14 protein-coding genes and 3 pseudogenes are annotated in these 20436 nt (G+C 70.1%); 6 read left to right on the top strand and 11 right to left on the bottom strand.

Annotated elements, in window-relative coordinates:
• Positions 1 to 27 precede the first annotated feature (27 nt).
• The 4 genes and pseudogenes from ACZ3IC_RS07045 to ACZ3IC_RS07030 form a co-directional block, all read right to left on the bottom strand.
• Positions 28 to 312, bottom strand: coding sequence for a hypothetical protein (locus ACZ3IC_RS07045; protein ID WP_467413407.1), 285 nt, complete (start codon positions 310 to 312; stop codon positions 28 to 30).
• 72 nt (positions 313 to 384) lie between these two features.
• Positions 385 to 1767: a TIM-barrel domain-containing protein gene (locus ACZ3IC_RS07040; protein WP_467413406.1), complete on the bottom strand. Its 1383-nt coding sequence runs from the start codon at positions 1765 to 1767 to the stop codon at positions 385 to 387.
• Positions 1768 to 1873: 106 nt separating this feature from the next.
• A pseudogene (locus tag ACZ3IC_RS07035) lies at positions 1874 to 2464 on the bottom strand (carbohydrate ABC transporter permease); the annotation flags it as partial.
• 280 nt (positions 2465 to 2744) lie between these two features.
• On the bottom strand, positions 2745 to 4067 hold the full coding sequence (locus tag ACZ3IC_RS07030) for a multidrug effflux MFS transporter (protein ID WP_467413403.1): 1323 nt from the start codon (positions 4065 to 4067) through the stop codon (positions 2745 to 2747).
• 87 nt (positions 4068 to 4154) lie between these two features.
• Here ACZ3IC_RS07030 and ACZ3IC_RS07025 point away from each other — a divergent pair, with 87 nt between their 5' ends.
• Positions 4155 to 5198: a Gfo/Idh/MocA family protein gene (locus tag ACZ3IC_RS07025; protein ID WP_467414017.1), complete on the top strand. Its 1044-nt coding sequence runs from the start codon at positions 4155 to 4157 to the stop codon at positions 5196 to 5198.
• Here ACZ3IC_RS07025 and ACZ3IC_RS07020 read toward each other — a convergent pair.
• Positions 5185 to 6813 carry an alkaline phosphatase D family protein gene (locus ACZ3IC_RS07020; RefSeq protein WP_467413400.1) on the bottom strand — a complete coding sequence of 543 codons (1629 nt, stop codon included), beginning with the start codon at positions 6811 to 6813 and terminating at the stop codon, positions 5185 to 5187. The two genes, ACZ3IC_RS07025 and ACZ3IC_RS07020, sit on opposite strands and share 14 nt — an antisense overlap.
• Positions 6814 to 7076: 263 nt before the next feature.
• Between ACZ3IC_RS07020 and ACZ3IC_RS07015 the strand changes: the two are divergent.
• Both ACZ3IC_RS07015 and ACZ3IC_RS07010 read left to right on the top strand, forming a co-directional pair.
• A pseudogene (locus ACZ3IC_RS07015) lies at positions 7077 to 7600 on the top strand (SDR family oxidoreductase).
• A 30-nt stretch (positions 7601 to 7630) separates the two neighbouring features.
• Positions 7631 to 7744 (top strand): annotated as a pseudogene (locus ACZ3IC_RS07010) (phenazine biosynthesis protein PhzF); the annotation flags it as partial.
• Between the two features lie 49 nt (positions 7745 to 7793).
• Here the strand turns inward: ACZ3IC_RS07010 and ACZ3IC_RS07005 are convergent.
• Together ACZ3IC_RS07005 and ACZ3IC_RS07000 are read right to left on the bottom strand one after the other, a co-directional pair.
• Positions 7794 to 8735, bottom strand: a complete 942-nt coding sequence (locus ACZ3IC_RS07005; protein WP_467413399.1) for an NAD-dependent epimerase/dehydratase family protein — start codon at positions 8733 to 8735, stop codon at positions 7794 to 7796.
• A complete protein-coding gene (locus ACZ3IC_RS07000; RefSeq protein WP_467413398.1) occupies positions 8732 to 9793 on the bottom strand; it encodes a ScbA/BarX family gamma-butyrolactone biosynthesis protein in 1062 nt (353 codons plus the stop codon). Before ACZ3IC_RS07000 ends, ACZ3IC_RS07005 begins: the two co-directional genes overlap by 4 nt.
• Before the next feature lie 133 nt (positions 9794 to 9926).
• On the opposite strand from ACZ3IC_RS07000, the gene ACZ3IC_RS06995 reads away from it, so the two are divergent.
• Both ACZ3IC_RS06995 and ACZ3IC_RS06990 read left to right on the top strand, forming a co-directional pair.
• Positions 9927 to 10589 carry a ScbR family autoregulator-binding transcription factor gene (locus ACZ3IC_RS06995; RefSeq protein ID WP_467413396.1) on the top strand — a complete coding sequence of 221 codons (663 nt, stop codon included), beginning with the start codon at positions 9927 to 9929 and terminating at the stop codon, positions 10587 to 10589.
• A 242-nt stretch (positions 10590 to 10831) separates the two neighbouring features.
• On the top strand, positions 10832 to 11734 hold the full coding sequence (locus ACZ3IC_RS06990) for a glycosyltransferase family 2 protein (RefSeq protein WP_467413395.1): 903 nt from the start codon (positions 10832 to 10834) through the stop codon (positions 11732 to 11734).
• A 119-nt stretch (positions 11735 to 11853) separates the two neighbouring features.
• On the opposite strand, the gene ACZ3IC_RS06985 is transcribed toward ACZ3IC_RS06990, so the two are convergent.
• Both ACZ3IC_RS06985 and ACZ3IC_RS06980 read right to left on the bottom strand, forming a co-directional pair.
• Positions 11854 to 12750, bottom strand: a complete 897-nt coding sequence (locus ACZ3IC_RS06985) for a metallophosphoesterase family protein (protein WP_467413393.1) — start codon at positions 12748 to 12750, stop codon at positions 11854 to 11856.
• Positions 12751 to 13813: 1063 nt separating this feature from the next.
• Complete coding sequence (locus tag ACZ3IC_RS06980; RefSeq protein ID WP_467413392.1) at positions 13814 to 15025, bottom strand: Dyp-type peroxidase; 1212 nt, start codon at positions 15023 to 15025, stop codon at positions 13814 to 13816.
• 30 nt (positions 15026 to 15055) lie between these two features.
• Here ACZ3IC_RS06980 and ACZ3IC_RS06975 point away from each other — a divergent pair, with 30 nt between their 5' ends.
• Positions 15056 to 16423, top strand: coding sequence for a right-handed parallel beta-helix repeat-containing protein (locus ACZ3IC_RS06975; protein ID WP_467413390.1), 1368 nt, complete (start codon positions 15056 to 15058; stop codon positions 16421 to 16423).
• A 108-nt stretch (positions 16424 to 16531) separates the two neighbouring features.
• Here ACZ3IC_RS06975 and ACZ3IC_RS06970 read toward each other — a convergent pair whose 3' ends face one another.
• Positions 16532 to 17371, bottom strand: a complete 840-nt coding sequence (locus ACZ3IC_RS06970; RefSeq protein WP_467413388.1) for a hypothetical protein — start codon at positions 17369 to 17371, stop codon at positions 16532 to 16534.
• A gap of 117 nt (positions 17372 to 17488) precedes the next feature.
• The gene (locus ACZ3IC_RS06965) at positions 17489 to 20080 is read right to left on the bottom strand and encodes an SdrD B-like domain-containing protein (RefSeq protein WP_467413385.1); all 2592 of its coding nucleotides are present in this window, start codon (positions 20078 to 20080) and stop codon (positions 17489 to 17491) included.
• Between the last annotated feature and the right edge of the window lie 356 nt (positions 20081 to 20436).

The following is a 20436-nucleotide window of genomic DNA, read 5'->3' as shown; positions in this document are numbered from 1 at the left end:
CCCCGAGGGCGGGTACGACTCGCCCGGCTACCGGATCTGCCGGTGGTCGCCGATGCCGGTTACGGCGATGCCACCGGCTTCCGCCTGGGCCTGACCGAACGCGGTCTCGCCGAGGTCTACGGTGATGCTGCTTACGGCACCGGGCCGCTGCCGGCCGAACCGGCCCAGGCCGACGCGGTAAAGGCGCAGGCGGCCAACGCGCCGGCCGGGCGGTTCTCCAAGGACGCCTTCACCGTCGGCCTGGAAGCCGGGCAGGTCTCCGGGGTGCCCGCGCCCACCGTCACCCCGGACGGAATTGAGCAGCAGAGTCAAGAGCGGTCCGGGGTGGCGGATGCAGCGAGTGCGGCGCCGCCGATGGCGTCTACGCCGCGTCGACCACCGGCTTCAGTTCGTCCCATCGGTCGGCACGCGCGTACACCGGTACGACGTCCAACGGGGTGGCGCGGCGCACAGCGGTGCCGCCTGGTGGCGCGCGCCGGTCCATACGTCGATCCACTCGGTGCCGGCCGGGAGGTAGACCTCCTTGGACTCGGCGTCCTCCTGGGTCACCGGGGCAACGAGAAGCGCGGAACCGAGCGTGAAATGGTCCGGGAATTCCCAGATCCGCTCGTCGCCGGCGTAGTCGAAGAACAGGCCGCGCATCAGCGGCTTGCCCTGGGCCAGACCGGCCCGGGTCTCGGCCACGAGGTAGGGGACCAGCCGGTCGCGCAGCTTGGCGTAGAAGCGGAAGATCTCCAGCACCTCGGGGCGGCCGGATCGCTCGGCGATGTTCCACGGAGTGCGGTCGCGCAGCGGCGTGCGGTGGTGGTTGTACTCCGAGTGGTACTGCATGACCGGCATGAAGGCGGACGCCGCGGAGGCACGCAGATACAGCTCGGCGCTCGGCACGTCGCCGGAGAAACCGGCGATGTCCCAGCCCCAGTAGACGATTCCGCAGGCGGAAGCGGTGATGCCGGCGTTGACCGAGTGGCGGAAGGCGTCCCAGGTGGAGTCCTCGTCGCCGGCCCAGAAGGCGCCCGCCTGCTGCGAGCCGGTGAAGCCCGCGCGGGAGAACGTCACCGGGGCCTTGCCGCACTCGCGCAGCAACTCGCCGTAGGCGCGGGGGTACTCGACCGGGAAGAGGTTGTTGGTGACGGCGCCTCCGGTGCCGTCGGCGTAGCGCAGGTCGTAGCCCCATGCGTGCTCGCCGCCGTCGGTCTTGAAGCCGTCGATGCCGACCTCGTCGACCAGGTAGCGGCGCTTCTCCAGCCACCAGGCGCGGGCTTCGGGATGGGTGAGGTCGGGCATCAGCGCCTGCGGGAACCACCAGCCGCGGTTGCGGTAGGGCCGCTTGCCGTCCTGTTCCCTGACGCAGTACCCGTTGTCGATCACCGCCTTGGCGTCGGCGGCTGCCTGGCCGCGCGGCGCCGGGCGCATCTTCATCAGCGGAATCTGCCAGAGCAGCACCTTGATGTCGCGGTCGTGCAGTTCGTCGACCATGCCCTTGGGGTCGGGCCAGGCGCCGTCCTCGGGGAAGGTGAAGTCCTTCAGCCGGTGCGGGGCGCCGTCCTCGGTCACCTGGTACTCGGCGTCGCGGAAGACGGTGAAGGTGGCCTCGTCCGACCAGGCCTCGATGACCAGGGCGCCGAGCTTCTGCGCCACCTCCTGCGAGGTGGTCATGTACGTCAGCCACTTCCAGGCGGCGTCCGTGTTCCTCGACTGGCTCGACATCGCGAGGGTGTTCTGGAAGACGGAGTTGGCGCGGGTGCCGTTGGCGGGCTCCAGCACCACGCCCCAGTCGACGTCGGACTCGGCGAGCGTGGAGAAGAACCAGGAGCCGCACCGAGCCGGCCATCACCACGTTCCAGTCGGTGGTGAACTGACCCTGCAGCGTGGAGAGTCCGAGCGGCAGCGTGGACAGCTCCTGGGAGCGGGTCACCACCAGCGGCCACAGGAAGTTGTTCCAGGAGGCCATGAAACCGAACACGGTGAAGGTGGCGAGCGCGGGCCGCACGATCGGCAGCACGACGCTCCACAGGATCCGCAGATAGCCGGCGCCGTCCACCAGCGCGGCCTCCTCCAGCTCCCGGGGTACGGCGACCATCGCCTGGCGGATCAGGAAGGTACCGAAGGCGGACGCGAGCCCCGGCAGCAGGATGCCTGCGTAGGTGTCGATCAGACCGAGCTGCTTCATCTCGACGAACAGCGGGACCAGCAGCACCTGCTGCGGGATCATCATCGTCGCCAGGTAGACCAGGAAGAGCGTGTCACGGCCCTTGAAGGTGAACCGGGCGAAGGCGTACGCGGCGAGGGTGCTGGTGACCAGCTGGCACAGGGTGGAGAGGACCGAGATCCACAGCGAGTTGCCGAGGATGCGCCAGAACGGCAGCGCCCTGGTCAGCTCCTCGAAGGAGCCGAGGCCGATGTTCTCCAGTCTGAACGCGTCGGAGAGGGAGCCGCCGGTCTGGAAGGCGGTCAGCACCATCAGCGCGAACGGGAAGAGCATGGCCAGCGCGCCGATGGTGAGTGCGGCAGTGACAAGGGCGCGGCCTACCCGGTGCGAACCGGTGGGGCCGGCGGCGGCCTTGCGGCCGACAGGGATGTCGAGGCTGTGGGGGATTTGTCGACTGACGACAACGCCGCAGACGTGCGTGCCCGGTCCCGCGACGCCGCCCTCCATGTGCCGGTCGGTCTTGACACCAGTCACCTGGCCCGCACCTAGCCGCCCCGGTCTGCCGGACGGCCGGACCGGGGCCCCGGGTTTGCTACGACGCCCGCTGCCAGGGCCGGCACAGCCCCAGGAAGCAGGCCAGCGCGCCCACCGCGCACACCAACTGCACGACAGCCATCGGCACCGCCGTCCCCTCGCCCGCGATCCCGACAAGCGGCGAGGCGACGGCGCCGATCAGGAACGATGACGTGCCGAGCAGTGCGGAGGCGGACCCGGCAGCGTGCTTCGTACGCATCAAAGCCTGCGCGTTCGTGTTCGGCATCGCGAGTCCCATCGCCGACATCAGCACGAAGAGCCCGGCGGCGACCGGAGCCAGACCCACGTCTCCGAAGACCCCGGACGTCATCAGCAGCAACGCGGCCGCGGCCAGCACGATGATCGAGAGCCCGAAGGCGAGCGCCTTGTCCATGCTGACCCGGCCGACCAGCACCTTGCCGTTGATCTGGCCCACGACGATCAGGCCGACCGAGTTGATACCGAAGAGCAGGCTGAACGTCTGCGGCGAGGCCCCGTAGATCTCCTGCACGACGAACGGTGAGGCGCTCACGTACGCGAAGAGGGCGGCGAAGGCGAGGCTGCCCGCGATCATGTAGCCGGTGAAGACCCGGTCGGCGAGCAGCCCGCGCATGGTGCGCAGCGTGTCACCGATGCCGCCGGTGTGCCGGTCCTGCGGCGGCAGGGTCTCGTGCAGCCACTTCCAGACGACCAGGGTGAGCACCACGCCGACGACGGTGAGGACGGCGAAGATCCCCCGCCAGTCGGTGAACCGCAGCACCTGTCCGCCGATCAGCGGTGCGACGATCGGTGCGACGCCGGAGATCAGCATCAGGGTGGAGAAGAACTTGGCCATCTCCACGCCGTCGTACAGGTCGCGCACCACGGCACGGGCGATGACGATCCCCGCCGCACCGGCCAGGCCCTGCAGGAGGCGGAAGCCGATGAGGAGTTCCGTGGTGGGGGCGAAGACGCAGATCGCTGTGGCGACGACATAAATGATCAGGCCCAGGAGCAGCGGCCTGCGCCTGCCCCACCGGTCGCTCATCGGTCCGACGACGACCTGTCCGAGCGCCATGCCGGCGAGGCAGGCGGTGAGGGTGAGCTGGACGGCCGCGGCGGAGGCGTGCAGGGACTCGGTGACCGCGGGCAGTGCCGGGAGGTACATGTCCATGGAGAGGGGCGGCACTGCGGTGAGGCCGCCGAGGATCAGGGTGACGAGGAGTCCGGTGCGTCGGGCCGCTTCGGTGGCGGCCGGCTGTCCGGGAGGTGTGCCGGTGGCCGCGGACTCCGCGCCCCCGGTCCCGGTGGTCGATATGTGTGTACGTTCCTGCTGGGCCCGGCTTGCGCCGCTCTCCGGCATTCTCATCTCCATGTCGTTGAATCCGCCTCTATGCTCTCAGCTCAGCCGGACTGGTCGAGACCTCTTTGGGGAGCAGGCATGACGGGCATGAGCGGGGCTGTGCGTTGGGGTGTGCTGGCGACCGGCGGTATCGCCGCGACGTTCACCGAGGATCTGCGGGCGATGCCGGACGCGGAGGTGGTGGCCGTCGCATCCCGTACGGACGCCTCGGCGAAGGCGTTCGCGGAGCGGTTCGGGATACCCCGGGCGTACGGCAGCTGGGCCGCTCTCGCCGCCGACGACGAGGTCGATGTGGTGTACGTCGCGACGCCGCACTCGGCGCACCGGGAGGCGGCCGCGCTCTGTCTGGAGGCCGGGAAGCACGTGCTGTGCGAGAAGGCGTTCACGCTCAACGCGCGGGAGGCGGACGAGTTGGTGAAGCTCGCCCGGGACCGCGGCCTCTTCCTGATGGAGGCCATGTGGACGTACTGCAACCCGGTCATCCGGCGCATGACGGAGCTGGTGCGGGACGGCGCCATCGGCGATATCCGTACCGTCCAGGCCGACTTCGGGCTCGCGGGTCCGTTCGGTCCCGGACACCGGCTGCGCGACCCGGCGCTGGGCGGCGGTGCGCTGCTGGACCTCGGGGTCTATCCGGTGTCGTTCGCGCATCTGCTGCTGGGCGAGCCGGACCGGGTGCAGGCCGACGCGCTGCTCTCTGCCGAGGGTGTCGATCTGAACACGGCGATGCTGCTGAGCTGGTCCGGGGCGGGCGCCTCGGCGCTGCTGAACTGTTCGATCGTCGCGAACACACCGCTGACCGCCTCGGTCACGGGCACGAGGGGGCGGATCGACTTCCCTCGCGGCTTCTTCTACCCGGAGCGGTTCGTGCTGCACCGGGAGGGGCACGAGCCGCAGGAGTTCACCGCGGGGGCGGCGGGCGAGGGGCTGCGCGGGATGCAGTTCGAGCAGGCGGAGGTGGCGCGGGCGCTGCGGGCGGGCGAGACGGAGTCGCCGCTGGTGCCGCTGGACGGTTCCCTTGCCGTGATGCGGACGCTCGACGCGGTACGTGACCGCATCGGCGTCCGCTACCCGGCCGACGGCCTCGGCTGTGACCGGGGCCTGTCCGCGAAGGGCCTTACGCGGGCGTGAGGCCCTGGTTCCCCACCTCCGTGACGAACGATGCGGCCGTCGCGAGGGGTGCACCGGGGGTGGTGACGGCCGACACCGTGCGGTAGTCGGCGCGTGCCTGCTTCGGGCCCAGCGTGATGACGGCGTATCCGCGACGGCCGTTGAAGAACTTCATGTGCGGGTTGGCCTGCATCTGGTTGTACCAGCTGGCCGGCTTGTCCGATCCGTCCTTGCCACTGGCGATGGATGTGGCGACGATCTCGGTGCCGACGGTGCGGGAGGACGGGTCGTTGAAGTCCTTCTTCAGGTCGAAGGCGTAGCCGACGTGCACATCGCCGGTCAGCACCATCAGGTTGTCGATCCCGGCGTCTTCGGCGCCCTTCAGGATGCGGTCCCGGGAGGCGGGGTAGCCGTCCCACGAGTCCATGGAGAGCCGATAGGCGTCGGTGGGGACATCGCGCCGCTGGGCGAAGGTGACCTGCTGCGGTACGACGTTCCAGGTGGCCTGTGAGGCGCGCCAGCCGTTGAGCAGCCAGCGCTCCTGGGTGGCGCCGGTCATGGTGCGCGACGGGTCCTCGGACTCCGGTCCGGGCGTCTGCCAGCCGTCGCCGTATGCCTGGTTGCTGCGGTACTGGCGGGTGTCGAGAATGTCGAACTGGGCAAGACTGCCGAAGTGCAGGCGCCGGTAGAGCTTCATGTCCGGGCCGGCCGGCCGCTGCGGCATGCGCAGCGGCTGGTTCTCCCAGTAGGCGCGGTAGGCCGCGGCACGGCGCAGCAGGAATTCCTCCGGCGGTACGCCGTTCTCGGGGATGTCGCCCGCGTAGTTGTTCTCGGTCTCGTGGTCGTCCCAGGTGACGACGAAGGGGTGCGCGGCGTGGGCGGCGCGCAGATCGGGGTCGGACTTGTAGAGGCCGTACCGCAGCCGGTAGTCCTCCAGCGTGACCGTCTCCTTGTTGAAGTGGGCCGGGAGCGTGCGGTCGGTGTACTTGCGGGCTCCGCCGGTCGCGTCGACGGCGTACTCGTAGAGGTAGTCGCCGAGGTGGAAGACCACGTCGACGTCCTCCTGGGCGAGGTGCTTGTACGCGGTGAAGTAGCCGTCGCGGTAGGCCTGGCAGGAGACGGTGGCCAGGCTCAGCGCGTTGTTGCCGGCGCTGTGGGCGGGCGCGGTGCGGGTCCGGCCGACGGGGCTGGTCCAGGTGCCGGTGCGGAAGCGGTAGTAGAAGACGTGGCCCGCTTGGAGGCCCTTGACCTCGACGTGGACGCTGTGGTCGAACTCCGGGTGGGCGGTGGTCGATCCGCGCCGGACGATGCGGGAGAAGCGCTCGTCGCGGGCGAGTTCCCAGCGCACCTGCACGCGGGCCGGGGGCAGTCCGCTTCCGGGCTCGTACGGGTGGGGTGCGAGTCTCGTCCACAGCAGGACCGAGTCGGGAAGCGGGTCGCCCGAGGCGACGCCGAGGGTGAACGGGTCCTCGCTGATCTTCCGGGCATCCAACTCGGCGGCGCTCGCGGTGCCCGCGGCCGGCAGGTTGACCGAGAAGGCTAGCGCGGCGGCGGCACCGGTGACGGTGAGGAAGCGGCGGCGTCCGACATTCCTGACGGCGTCGCGCAGCTCCTGCTGGTGCGATGAATGCGTCATCTGTCCTCCCCTGGCTGGTGGTGTACTCGGGAAGTCCACCGGCCCAGCACGTCGTGCGGCTGTCGTGTTCGCGTCGCTCGGGCGTCGCGCGGATGAGGAATGTGGCAGGACTGGGTCCATGGGCGCAAAGTGCGCATACATGACAGAGGTCGTGGTCATCATCTGTGGCCGTCCGGAGTGGTAACCCGCCGCCGTACACGCCTTCTTGACCCCGTGCGGTTCCACGCGTACCCGCAGGACGGCAAAGCGTACGCTGCGGCGTCATGAGCAACACAATGTTGAACTCCGACCCGAGGACGGCGGTCGTGACGGGCGCGGGCTCCGGAATCGCCGCGCGGTGGCTCTCGCCCTGACCGGCGCCGGCTGGTCGGTGGCGCTCGCGCCCCGGCGCCCGGAACCCCTCGTCGAGACCGCCCCACTGGCCGGGGAGAACGCCGGGTGATCACCGTCTCAACAACGGCTCGGTCTCCGCCCACGCGCCGCGCCCGCACTCGGTCGCCTACCGTGACCAAGCACACCATCGGGGCTGACGAAGTCGCTGTCGCTGGACGGCCGTCCGTACCGGATCGCCTGCGGGCAGATCGATATCGGCAACGCGGCCACGGACATGACCGAGCGGATGCGGACCGGCACCCTTCAGGCCAATGGCGAGCCGGCGGTGGAGCCGGTGATGGCGGCGGCCGACGTGGCCCGGACGGTGCTCCACATGGCGGAGCTGCTGCTGGAGGCGAACATGCAGTTCGTAACAGTCCTGGCGACGACGATGCCTTACGTGGGACGCGGCTGACGGGCCGCCCGAACCGGTCGCCCGACGGCCCTCACCCTCCCCCAGGGCGAGGACGTGGGCCGCCCCGGCGCGCTCACGGTCGAACTGCGGGCGGGCGATGCCCGGGTGCGGGTGAGCGGTACGGGCACCCGGATCGGGACCTGACGGGGGAAGCCGGGGAACGCCGGGGAACGCCGGGGAACGCCGGGGGCCTTCAGCGGTTGAGGTGTTGGCGGTACCACGGGGCGTGCCGGGCGAACGCGGTCGTGAAGGCGTCGCCCGGCTCCCAGTCGAAGTCCTGGCCGACCCGTTCGTCGGTGAACCAGTGGTCCACGGCGAGCATGCCGAGGTGGTGGAGCGCATACGGGACGTCGGCGAGCCGCTCGCGGGCCTCGTCCACATCGATGCCTGCGGCAGCCCACGGCAGCCGCAGTTCGGTGACGACCGTCGACAGCAGCTGCGAACAGCTCACCGGTTCGGGGTGGTTGACGTGGTAGACCCCGGCCGGCTCCTTCGGGGACAGCGCCGCGCCCAGCAGCGCGCGCCCCAGCGCCTGTACGTCGATCATCGAGTGCCGCGCCGCGCACCCGGTCAGTCCGGCCGAGAGCCGGCGGACCAGCCCGACCAGCCCGGGCACGGCCCACCGGTCCCCCGCCCCGTACACGATGTGCGGGCGCACGACGACGCCACCGGCCGCGAGGACGTGCTGCTCGGCGGCGGCGCGGGTCAGGCTGGTGGCCGAGGCCGGGGCGGGCTCGGCCTCTCCCGGCCGCAGCCGGGCGAACGGGCCCCGCCCGTAGACGGATGCCGTGCTCAGATGGACGATCCGGGCGACCCCGCAACGGGCCGCCTCTTCGACCAGGGCGCGAGTACCGTGATCGTTCACCGATCGCGCGGTCGGTTCGTCACCGCCGATCCAGGAGGCGCAGTGGATCACCGCGTCGATGCCCTCGCAGCTGCCGCGCAGCGTCGCGGGTGCGGTGAGATCCCCGTACACCGTCTCGACGTCGGGCCCGGCACCCGCCGTGGCGGACGCGGCAAGGGCGGTACGGTGGGTCATCAGTCGCAGTCGGAGGCCGGGAATGGCCCGGGCCGCGGCCACCACCTGGCTGCCGATGAAACCGGTAGCGCCGGTGATGAGTATGCGCGGTGTCATGACTGTTCATCCTGCCGGTCGTTCGGCTGATCGCCCGGGTCGCCCTGATTCCCCGCCGCGCCGTACTGCCCTCTCGGGGAGCCGAGGGTACAGGTGAAGACCGGCTCCCCGTCCTGCGTCGCGGTGACGTGCACCCCGGCCGTCGTGCGGTCGCCTGTCGGGACGGACCGGGCCTCGATCCAGCAGGGGCGGTCGAGTTCCACGTACCGGAGGAAGTCGGTCTTCACCGACGCCGGGAGGAAGTCATGGCCGGGGGTGACGGCGACGGCCGCCTGACGGGCCGCCTCCAACAGCAGAATGCCCGGCACATGGTCGTTGGGCCGGGCGAACAGCGTCGGATGTCCGGTGTCGAGCCGTAGCTGCCAGACGTTGTGCTGCGGAGCCGGAGCCAGGACGACATCGCGTTCATCGGTCCTGCCCACCTCGGCCGGTGCGACGGGGGGCAGGAGGGGTATGGGAGCGCCGATCACGTCCTGCCGGTCGCCGCGCAGCCTGCCGTACACCCTGGCCGAGGTGCAGCTGATATGCCCTCCGCCTCTCGCGAGGACGGCGCCGAGGCGGTGCAGGAGCAGTTCGACGTGCATGGAGCCGATGCTCCGGCCGCGCCGCCGGATCCGGGAGCAGGACACATCCACCGTGATGTCCCAGGGCGCCTCACCCAGAAGCAGCTGATCGGACTCGGAGACGTAGGCCAGCTCCCACATCACGAACTGGTCACCCACCGGGACGTCGAACGCCGCATGACCCAGGAGCATCGTCGTCTGACGCATGGTCTCGGCGATCAGCAGCGGATCCTGATAACGGCCCGACACGGGGGCGAAGAAGCGGTGCGCATGCGGCCAACGGGCCGATACGGAGAACTGGGTGTCGGTCTGCCTCGTCCAGCCGGTGGGAAAGATGTCCTGCGCATCGGACCGGTGAACCAGGTGTCCGGAGACGTTGCCTTCGGCGCGCCTGGTCCTCGGTGTCGTCCCGTCCGCTTTGAGGGATTCGGTGAATTCGGCGACACCGATACCCTCGACGGAAAACGAAGCGCTGTGCGAGGTGAGCTGAACCATGAATTTTCCTCCCAGAGGATCCATACCGGGAGGGCAGGCCGCCCCCGCAGTAAGATACTGGCAGTCCGGTTTTCCTATCCAGCCATATCCCAGTGGTGCTGACCACGCCACGACTGAGAGAGACTCGTAGCTGATGGCACAGCAGGCGCGCGCGATCCAGACTCGACGGTCAATCCTGGTGGCGGCTGCCGCCGTCTTCGACGAACGCGGCTACAGCAGCGCCACCATCAGCGAAATTCTCGCGCGGGCCGGTGTGACAAAGGGGGCGCTCTACTTCCATTTCACCTCGAAGGAAGATCTCGCGCTCGGGGTGATGGATGTACAGCTGGACAGCGATCCACTTCCTCCACAGCTGACGAAGCTTCAGGAATTGGTCGATCAGGGCATGCTGCTCGCCCACCGGCTCCGCCATGAGCCCCTGGTCCGCGCCAGCGTCGGACTGGCCATGGATCAGGCGGTGGAAGGGCTCGACCGGGGCACCCCGTTCCGTGCCTGGATAGACCGGCTCGAACATCTGCTGATCGCCGCGAAGAACCAGGGCGAACTCCTGCCGCATGTCAACCCCGGCGAGACCGCCGAGATGTTGGCAGGTTCCTTCTCCGGTATTCAGGTGATGTCTCAAGCCCTTTGTAAGCGCGAGGACTTGGGGCGAAGGATTTCGGTCTTGCTGCATTACGTACTGCCGAGCATTTCGACCCCGGCCGTGCTGGCCACGCTCGACATGGCTGAGGACCGGGGCGAGCGCCTGGTCGGCACCCTCGAATCGGTACCCGGTCAGGCCGGCTCACTCGGCTGACAAACGGGTCCGGCTGCACGCAGGGCGGCGCCATGGATTGTGCGCGGGCCGAAGACCGGTGCCGTCGCCCCGCCGGGCGCCTGCGGGTCACCCCGCCCTGCCCACCGGCGACGATCCCCCGCCACCGCACCCTGGCGAGGAATCACGGGACATGGCAGGCCGACAACGGGCGGCTGAACATCGGGTGACCGCGGAATGCCACTACGATCGCGGGCACCACAGCGAGACCAGGAGTACCGACCGTGCCCGAACCGCGCATCGCCGTATCCATCGTCACCATGGGCGATCGCCCGCAGCAGGTCGAGGCCCTGCTGGCCTCGGTGGCCGGACAGGACGTCCGGCCGGTCCGTGTCGTCGTCGTGGGCAATGGCTCACGGCTCCCGGACTTCACCGCGCTTCCCGGCCTGTCCGATCTGTCCGGCGGTGTGACGGCGATCGAACTCGACGAGAACCTGGGCTGCCCGGGCGGCCGTAACGTCGCCCTGCGCCAGCTGGCGGAGTTCGGCGACGTGGATGTCGTCATCGAACTCGACGACGACGGGCTTCTGGTCGACAGCGGGGTGTTCCGCAAGGTCCAGAAGCTGTACGCCGCCGACCCGCAGCTCGGCATCGTCGGCTTCCGGATCGCCGACGAGCACGGCGAGACCCAGCGCCGCCACGTCCCGCGCCTGCGCGCCGCGGACCCGATGCGGCGCGGCCCGGTCACCGCGTTCCTGGGCGGCGGCCACGCCCTCTCCATGAAGATGCTCGCCCAGACGGGGCCCTGGCCCGCGGAGTTCTTCTTCACGCACGAGGAGACGGACCTGTCCTGGCGGGCGCTCGACGCGGGCTGGAAGATCCTCTACGAGCCCGACCTGCTGCTCCAGCACCCCAAGACCTCCCCGGCCAGGCACTCCGTCTACTACCGGATGACGGCCCGCAACCGGGTCTGGCTGGCGCGCCGCAATCTGCCCCTCCCCCTGGTCCCGGCCTACCTGGGCACCTGGACCCTTCTGACCGTGGCCCGCACCCGGTCGGCGACGGGTCTGCGTGCCTGGGCCGGCGGCTTCGCCGAGGGGGTCCGTACACCGTGCGGGCGGCGGCAGCCCATGCGGTGGCGCACGGTGTGGCAGATGACAAAACTGGGACGGCCGCCGGTCATCTGATCCGCTGCTCCGCGCCGCGTCCGCCGAGGCCGGGCTGCAGGGTGTCAGCACGGCGAAGGAATGGGGCGTGCGGCAGCCGTACGCCGCTTCTTCGTCCGCGACCCCAGCGGCCCGTGTGGTCAACGTGCTGGGCCATCGCTGACCGGCTCCGGCCCCCTGGCTCCATTGGCGTACGGAAGGATCCGCCGCAGGAGCCCCTTGGGGTGGCCCCGCTTGCGCCATTCCCTGGGGTAACCGATGGAGACCTCCTCGAAGCGCACCCCGTCGTACCAGGTCGTACGGGGGATGTGCAGATGGCCGTAGACCACGGCCGCCACATTGAAGCGCCGGTGCCAGTCGGCGGTGAGCTCCGTGCCGCACCACTGGGCGAACTCGGGATACCTCAGGACGTCCATCGGTTCGCGGACCAGGGGCCAGTGGCCGGCTATGACCAGCGGAATCTCCGCATCGTGTGCGGCCAGGCGCCGCTCCGTCTCCACCACCCGTGCCCGGCACCAGGCGTCACGGCTCGGGTACGGGTCGGGGTGCAGCAGGAACTCGTCGGTGCACACCACCCCCGTACTGTGCGCGTACGCCAGGGACTCCTCCTTGGTCGACGTTCCGGGCGCCCGGAAGCTGTAGTCGTACAGCAGGAACACGGGCGCGACGGCCACCGGCCCTTCGGGGCCGGGCCACAGCGGGTACGGATCCTCCGGAGTGGACACCCCGAGCCTCCGGCACACCTCGACCAGATGTTCGTACCGTTCCTGCCCCCGCAGTTGGACCGGATCGTTCTTGGTCGTCCACAGCTCATGGTTCCCGGGGGTCCAGATCACCCGGGAGTACCGCCCGGCGAGCAGCCGCAGCGCCCATTCCACGTCCTCGACCTTTTCCGCGACATCACCGGCGACGATGAGCCAGTCATTGCCCGAATCCGGCCGCAGGGACTCGATGACGGGGCGATTGTCCGCCATCCCGACGTGAAGGTCGCTCACCGCGAGCAGAGACCCACGGTTTCCATCGGCGCGATCGGACATGGAGAACCTTTGCCGAGGAAGAACCGAACGAGATCGTCTCCCATGATGTGGCCCAGCGGGCGGCTGGCATGGACATGATCGAAGGGCCTGCGAAACGACAGACGCGCCCGCCGCCCGACTCCGCTCGGATCGGGCCGAGGGCAACTGCGTCGCGCCAGGGCCCTGACACAACGCTGACCAGGTCGAACGCGCAGAACGCCCGTCCCCCTGCCGGGCAGATGGGCCGTGTGAGCACTACCCATCTCCTTAATACGGGCATATTGTAAAAAAATGGCCACAAAAGAGCGTGATGTTCAGGTGTACACGTGCCCAGCCTGTGACAAGCCCGTCATCGGCGAGGTCACACGACACAAGACGCTGGGCATTTTTGTGCCCATGTGGGGCCCAGGACCGTGCCATAACCCCGACTGCCCGGAGTACGTACCCAAACCGCGCCACGGTCACGAATCCCGGTCGCGGTGACCTTCACGCGCCCGGCTCGGCCGGCCGCGTAAAGAGACCTCACGGCGGGCGGATGCCGTCGTCCCGCGCCAGGGGCGTGGCGGGTGCCCTGTCGGCGCGGGCAGGGCACCGCACGGCGCCCAGCCGGTAAGCCGCTGGTTCGTCGGCATCCGTCGCTGCGGATGGCCGCCCGGCTGCGCCCTGATCCGAGCGGGGAGCTCCTCCGGACCCGGACCACGGTCCGCCGACGCCCGCTCCGACGACCGTACGGGCCTCGGCGCCCCTCACGGTCGGCCACGCCTCTCCCCTCGGCCGGGAAGCTCGGCCTCACCGAGACGCGGTGAGTACGGTCGACCGGCTGGACACATTGGGTGCGGCAAGATCCCGCAAGCCCACGACGCCCTGCCCGGCCAGTCGGTCTTGGCCAAGCGCGTCAACCGTCCCCGCAGTTGAGAACGCCTGGCACAGTTCAGTGGCCGCACTGCCGCCTGAGCGAGGGGCTGCCACCCGGGGCTTTCCCCTGATTGTGGACACTGGACCTCGACGGTCCAGAGGCAGTGTGACTGTTTGGCTGGTGGTCGTGGTGGGGTCCGGCCGTGGGGAGGAGGGAGCGAGGCCGACTTCATGTCCAGAGCTGTTCGCCGAGAGTCCCGGCGGGTGCGGCGCCGGGCAGGACGTAAGCCACGGCCGAGGCCCGGTGTTGGAGAAACGGGTTGAGGGCGTCGCGGGCGGCCAGGCGCTCCTGGACGCGGGTGAACTGGGCGGGGTCGCGCATGAAGGCGCAGAAGAGAAGGCCGCGGTCGGTCGGGCCATCGTCGTAGCTGTAGCTGCGGCGAAGCATACGGGCGCCGCCGTCGAAGCGGGGGCTGGCGAGACGGACATGGGCGGTGGCGGGGATGACGTAGGAACCGTCGGGGTTCTTGGCGTAGATGTCCGGCTCGTCATGCTCGGCGGTGCCGCTGAGGGCGACGCCGTCGCGGGCGCGGCGGCCTATCACCCGGTCCCGCTGGCCCTCGGTGAGGGCCGCGTAGCCGGTGACGTCCATGCGGATCCTGCGGTAGACCAGAACGGTGCCGTCCCCGTGGGCCCCGGGTGGGCCCCAGACCCATTGCTCGGCCGCCGCGTGACCGGGGTTGGCGGTGCCGTCCATGGAGCCGAACAAGTTGCGCGGGGTGGTGCCCGGGGCCGTGTGGGGCAGGAAGCCGGACTGGGTCCAGCGCGGTACGGCGCCGGCGGCGTGTGCGGCTTTGCCAGCAAGTTCGGCGACGATGGTGAGCGTCCAGCGGTCGGCTGCGCAGAGTTGGACCAGGATGTCGCCGTTGCTGCGGTGCGGGTCGAGGCGGTCGCCGGGGAAAGGCGGCAACTCCCCCAGTGAGGCGGGGACGTTGAGATCGAGCCGGGTGGCGAGAGCGGGGCCGATGCCGACCAGGGAGGTGAGCCGGGTCGCGCCGCCGCCCTGGAGTCGCGGGTCCGGCGGGGCGTCGGAGGCTGCGGTGGCGAGCGTGCTGGTCAGCGCGTCGAGGACGCTGCGAAGGGTCTTCCGGTCGGTGGCGGCGGAGGTCTGCGGGAGGTCGAAAGAGAGCAGGTGCGTCGCCGGTTGGTGGGGCGCCGTAACACATGCTTGTCGGGCACCGTGGAAGGGAATCGCGGCCTCGGTCGGCGCGGCGCCGGTGGTGGCACGGCCGGCTGTCCGGTCGTCTCTCGCCAGTTCGTCGGCCACCGCGCCGACCCCGGCGGCGAGCACCGCTCCGGCTGCGAGCAGTGCCCGGCGCCGCCCAACACCGGTTGCCGCGGGTCGTAATGGATCCTGCGCATTTCCCTGTTCGGTGGGCATACGCCTATTGGAGACGATAAAACATCTGCCATGCAAATCCTGTCTGCAGACAGCCTGTTGACCCGCTCGGCAGTCCCGGCGGCGGCTTTCCGGGCGGCGCTGCGTCTGTCGGTGCTGGTCGTCTCGATCACGATGGCGGCCACCGGGTGCTCCACAACGGGCTCGACGTCCGCCGACGCGCGGCATCCGGCCGGGAGCGTGCTGCGCGTTCCGCAGGACTTCCCCTCGGTGCAGCAGGCAGTGGACGTCGCTCGTGCGGGCGAGACGGTGCTGATCGGCCCGGGCGTGTACCGGGAGAGTGTGCGCGTCACCAAGCCCCGTGTGGTACTCCGCGGAACGGACCGCAACAAGGTGGTCTTCGACGGCGGTGTGCGTCTGGCCAACGGCATCACCGTGACCGGCGCCGGGTCGGTGGTCGAGAACCTCACCGTGCACGGCTACCTGGCCAACGGCGTGCTGTTCACCGGCGTCACCGACGAGCGATTGCAACAGCGCGGCGCCGGCGGCTCCGCCTACGACCCGCTGGACACCTCCCGCTTCCCTGCCGTCCGGGGCTTCCGCGCCACCCGGGTGACGGCGTACAACAACGGCCTGTACGGCATCTACGCCTTTGACGCGCGCGACGGCGTGATCGAGGACTCCTACGCCTCCGGGCACGCCGACTCCGGCATCTACGTCGGCCAGTGCAAGCCCTGCAACACCGTCGTCCGCGGCAACACCGTGGAGCGCAACGCGGTCGGCATCGAAATGACCAATGCCTCGGACGGCCTGTCGGTGCTGGGCAACCTCGTCGCCCGCAACCGGGTCGGCGTCACAGTCAACTCCAATGCCCTGGAGGCCCTCGCCCCGCAGCACGGCGCGGTGATCGCGGGCAACGTGGTCGCCGACAACAACGCCTCCGACACGCCCGAGCAGGCGGACGGGGGCTTCGGCATCGGCATCGGCATCGGCGGTGGCACCGGGAACCGCATCCAGCGCAACCTGGTCCAGGGCAACCGAGCGGCCGGAGTGGTCATCACCGACCCGCCGGGGCATCCGGCGAGCGGCAATCGCGTCGAGGGCAACCGCGCCACCGGCAATGGCACCGACCTCGTGCTGGCCTCGGCCGACCCCGGCAACTGTTTCGCGGGCAACCGGCCCGCCACCCAGAGCCCGGACGGCCTGGAGGGCCGCGCGGGCTGCGACACCCGCCGTCGGGGAGCGTTGCCCAGCGGCGGGACAGCTCCTGTGCAGGCGCCGCCCGGCGTCCCGTTCAGCAAGGTGCCGGCCCCGCCCGCCCAGCCGTCCATGCCGGACCCGACGGCCCCGGGCAGGCCGGCGACCGGCCTGCCCGGGGCCGTCGACACGGCCGCGTACCCGCTCCCGAAGGACGCGGACGCCGTGCCGCACTCGCGCTGAGCACGGTGCTCCGGTGGACTCGGCTTCCGTTCACCATGCCGCCCTGGAGGGTGAGTTGAGGAGGGTCGTCGGCAACCGCGGCAGCCGGGGCGCATGGGCACGGAGAGGTCAGCCGGTGCCCCATGGCGCCTCGGGAAGCTTCGCGCGGCCGTCGCGTCCGGAGAACTCCACGGCGGTCGGAGTCCCCAGGCCCGACATCCGCATCGTCACCCGCCGCAGGCCGCCGTCGTCGTCGACCCAGTACGTCAGCGGCGACCGTCCGCCGTTGGGCCCCGCACCGGGTGTGGTGCCCTGGCCGCGCGGCCCGGCGAACCGGTCGTAGCTGCGGCCGTCGATGCGATCACGCTCCAGCCAGCGAGCCCCGGACTGCGCGAGCAACAGCGGGTTGTCGGGGCGGTCCGCGCCGAGCCCGATCAGTAACTGGAGCCCGGCGTCCAGGGGATCGGTCGTGTAGGAGCGCGCGGACCAGCCCGAGCGTGGGATGTGCTCGGCCTGCTGCCAGGGCGGGCTGTTGTCGCCCTTGGGCGCGGGGGCCAGGCCGAGGCCGCCGGTGTCCCAGACGATCAGTCCGTGGTCCAGTTGCCCGGCGGCGGGCCCGGAAGTTCCGGAGGGCCCGGAGGATCCGGAGGCCCCGGTGACCTGGTAAGTCCCCACGGCCCGGTGGGTTCGGTAGTCCACGACCCCTTTGACCCGCACCACCACTCCGCCGCCCTCGGTGGCGGTGAGGGTCACCGCCACGGGACTGGCCTGGTGCAGATTCAGCCGCGACAGCGCCAGCCTGGACGCCTCCTCCATCGTCACCGGCCGCTCGGTGGTGGTGTCGTCGGAGAGGGTCCGATAGGCGGCCAGGCCGACCGCGGCGGCGCCGCACGCCGCGATCGCGATCAGTGTTCTGAACCAGAGGGCCCGACGCGGCGTACGGCCGTCGGTCTTCCTCTTCCGAGCCATGCAGTCGCCTTCTCTCGTCGGTCGGTCACACAGGAGGGCGGGTTCGCGAACCGCTGGTCCGCGAACCCGCCCGATCCGGCCCGGAGGGTCACCGAGGCCGGCTGCCCTGCTAGGGGGCTAGCGGTGCAGCGCCCTTCGCCTGCGCATCAGCACGAACAGCGCCGTGCCGAGGGTGGTGAGCGCGGCGGCGCCGGCCAGGGCCATCAAAACCTCCTGGCTCATACCCGTGCCCGCCAGGTGCGAGCCGGGCTCGGGGCCCGGTGCGGGCGGTGCCGGCGTGCCCGGTGTTTTCGGTACCGGCGTCGTCGGTGTTGGTGTCGGCGACGTGGTCGGTGTGGGGGTGGGCAGCCGCCGGTTGACCGCTGTCACCGAGACCCCGGCGTCGAGGTTGTCGGAGGTCAGCACCAGCGGCCCGAACACCGTCTCGTCCGGTACCGCGTATCCCTTTGGCGGGCTGACTTCCTGCCAGTAGTACGTCCCCGGCGTGCCGCTGCCCTGGCAGATGCCTTCGGCCTTGGTCGTGCAGGCCTTGCCGACCTGCGTATCCGGCGTCGTTCCGGTGGTCTGCACGCCCTCGGAGCCGTTCGTCTCCTTCCACAGCTGGAACTTCGCCCCGGCCAGCGGTTTGCCGTCCTGGTCGTGTTTGACCAGGCGCAGCACGCCCTCCTGTTGTCGGAAGCCGAAGTCGTAGGTGTGGTCGTTCTCTCCCGGCCCGCCGGTGGTCAGCGCCCGTTCCGGGTACTTCGCGCCGGACGGGACGATGCCCTTGGAGTCGATGAAATGGTTGTCGCCGACATCCGCGTCGGTGGGCACCCACTGGTGGAGCGGGCCGCCCTTGGCGTAGTCGGCCGGGTTGTCGAGCCGGATGGTGTACTTGGTGGTGGGTTTGAGGCCGCCGGTGACATTGGAGTCGTCGAAGTAGTACTCACCACGCTCCGACGTCTTGGTCGTGCCGACCTGCTTGCCCGACTCGTCGTAGAGGTGGACGGTCGCGCCGACGACCGGGCGCTGGCCCGGGTTCTGGATGCCCTTGCGTTCGGGGTCGTACCAGACCCGGTTGCCGATCTGCAGCGGGGCCTGGTCACAGAGCACCTCCAGGTCACCCATCGAGGCGCCCTTGCCGAACGGGGCCACGGAGCCGGGCGGGTTGAGGCGCAGGCCGCCCTTCGGGTCCTGCTTTCCGTCGCGCTGAACGAAGGCGGTGCCGTACCCGAAGGCGGTGCTGTTGGTGTCGAAGCCGGAGGTCGCGATGGTGTTCTCGACCTTGGAGAGCGCCATGCCCGCGAAGCCCGCGTTGTGGTGGGAGCCCATCCGGCTGGTATCGAAGAAGCGGGTTCCCCGGGTGGAAAGCCCGCAGCCGTTGTTGGTGTCCATCACGTACACCCCGCCCGCCAGGCATGCCTTGTTCAGGTCGCCGCCTGACATGACGTTGCCGGGTGTGCTGGGTGTGGGACCGGCCGGGGCGCGGTCGCCGAAGCGGTCGCGGAAGGCCAGCAGCATGGAGCCGTCGGCCTCGAAGCCGATCTCGCCCAACTCCGGTTCGGGTTGGGCCAGATAGTTCCGGCAGGCCTGTCCGTTCTGGGAGGTCGGGAAGGTGTTGGTCCAGGGGAACCAGCCCGCGCCGTCGCATGGGCCACCGCCAACCGTGGACTGGCGCGGGTAGTCCAGCGGCTGGTCCAGCACCGCCTTGCGGAACACTCCGGTGGCGAGGTCGAAGGGCAGGACCACCGCGCGCAGGTCCGAGACCTTCCCGGTGGACTCGCCGGAGCACACGCCGCCGAGGTAGCCGACGCCGTCCTGCAGGCCGAGGCCGAAGGGGCGCCAGTCCCCGGTTGCCGGACAGCCCGGGTCCGGGATGCCGTAGACAGCCTTCGGCGCCGAAGCGGTCGCCGCCGTGGCGTCGTAGCGGTACAGCTTGCGGTTGTTGAGGTTGACGACGAACAGGTCCTTGCCGTCATCGGTGATCTTGATGCCGCCCAGGCTCTCCTTGCCCGGTACGGCAAGGAAGGCGTCGTCGGTACCCGACCCGTGCGCCGTCGTCCCCGCGTCCGGGACGACGGTGAACAGCGTGGTCTTCTTCTCTGCGGGGTCGGTCACATAGATCCCCCCGGCGCCACCCGGACCGTAGTCCGTGGAGCGCTTTGCCACGGCCGAGGAGAACACCCGCTTGTCGGCCTTGTTCCACGCGATGCCGAACAGCGTGCCGGTGTCGGCGTTGGTGGCGATGTTCGTGACGTTGACGTCGACGCCGTCCTGGCCGCGTGCGGCGTACGGGAAGGAGACCAGCGTGCGCTGAGCCCCGCCCTCGCGCGTGGTGGGCTGACAGGTCGTCATCAGAGGTGCGTTCTTCTGGCAGTAGTCACCCGGATTCCACAGCCCGGTGGTGTACGCCACGCTCTTCCCGCCGGAGAGGTCGACGAACTCCTCATTGCTGCTCAACTGGTTGGGCGCACCGTCCAGTCCCTGGCGCGAGGCGAAGGCCGGGAACAGCACACCCGGCTTCGGATTCACCACCTGCACCCGGTACTTGCCGCTGGTGGTCTCGCCCGCCGCCGGAGTCAGCGTCACGGTGCCGTCGGCCGCCGTGACCCCCTCGATGCCCGCCCCGGCGTCGTCGGTGAGGGTCACCTTGACGCCCGCGATGCCCGGTTCCAGCGCGGGTTTCCACACGCCGCTGTTGTCCACGGCCCGGATCACCCGGACCGTCACCGATCCGTCCCCCGCCTGCGAGTGCGCCGCAGGCGCCATGGCTAACGAGCCGCTACCGATTCCCAAGGCGAGCGCGGCCAGGCAGCCAACGGTGCGGCGACCGAGCACGCCCGGCCGCCGCCGACGCGGCTCGGGCGCGGCTCCCTTTGCTTGTTCATTCGTAGGTGTCATCCCCTGCTCTCAGCGTTTGAAGGGCCTGATGCCCTGCTCATGAGGGAGTACATAGAGATGCGGAGAACCGCCTTGCCCGCGATCTTAATTGGGCTTTACGCAAGATCGTGGCGGAATGGCGAACTCGTCCTCCGCCGAACTTTCGCGCAACGGCCTCCGAGCACAACGCGGGCGGGGCGGCGAGT

It is taken from the genome of Streptomyces sp. NPDC002958 (assembly GCF_055563255.1).
Note: the sequence above shows the minus strand (reverse complement) of the source record. Positions and strands in the feature narration are given on the sequence as shown.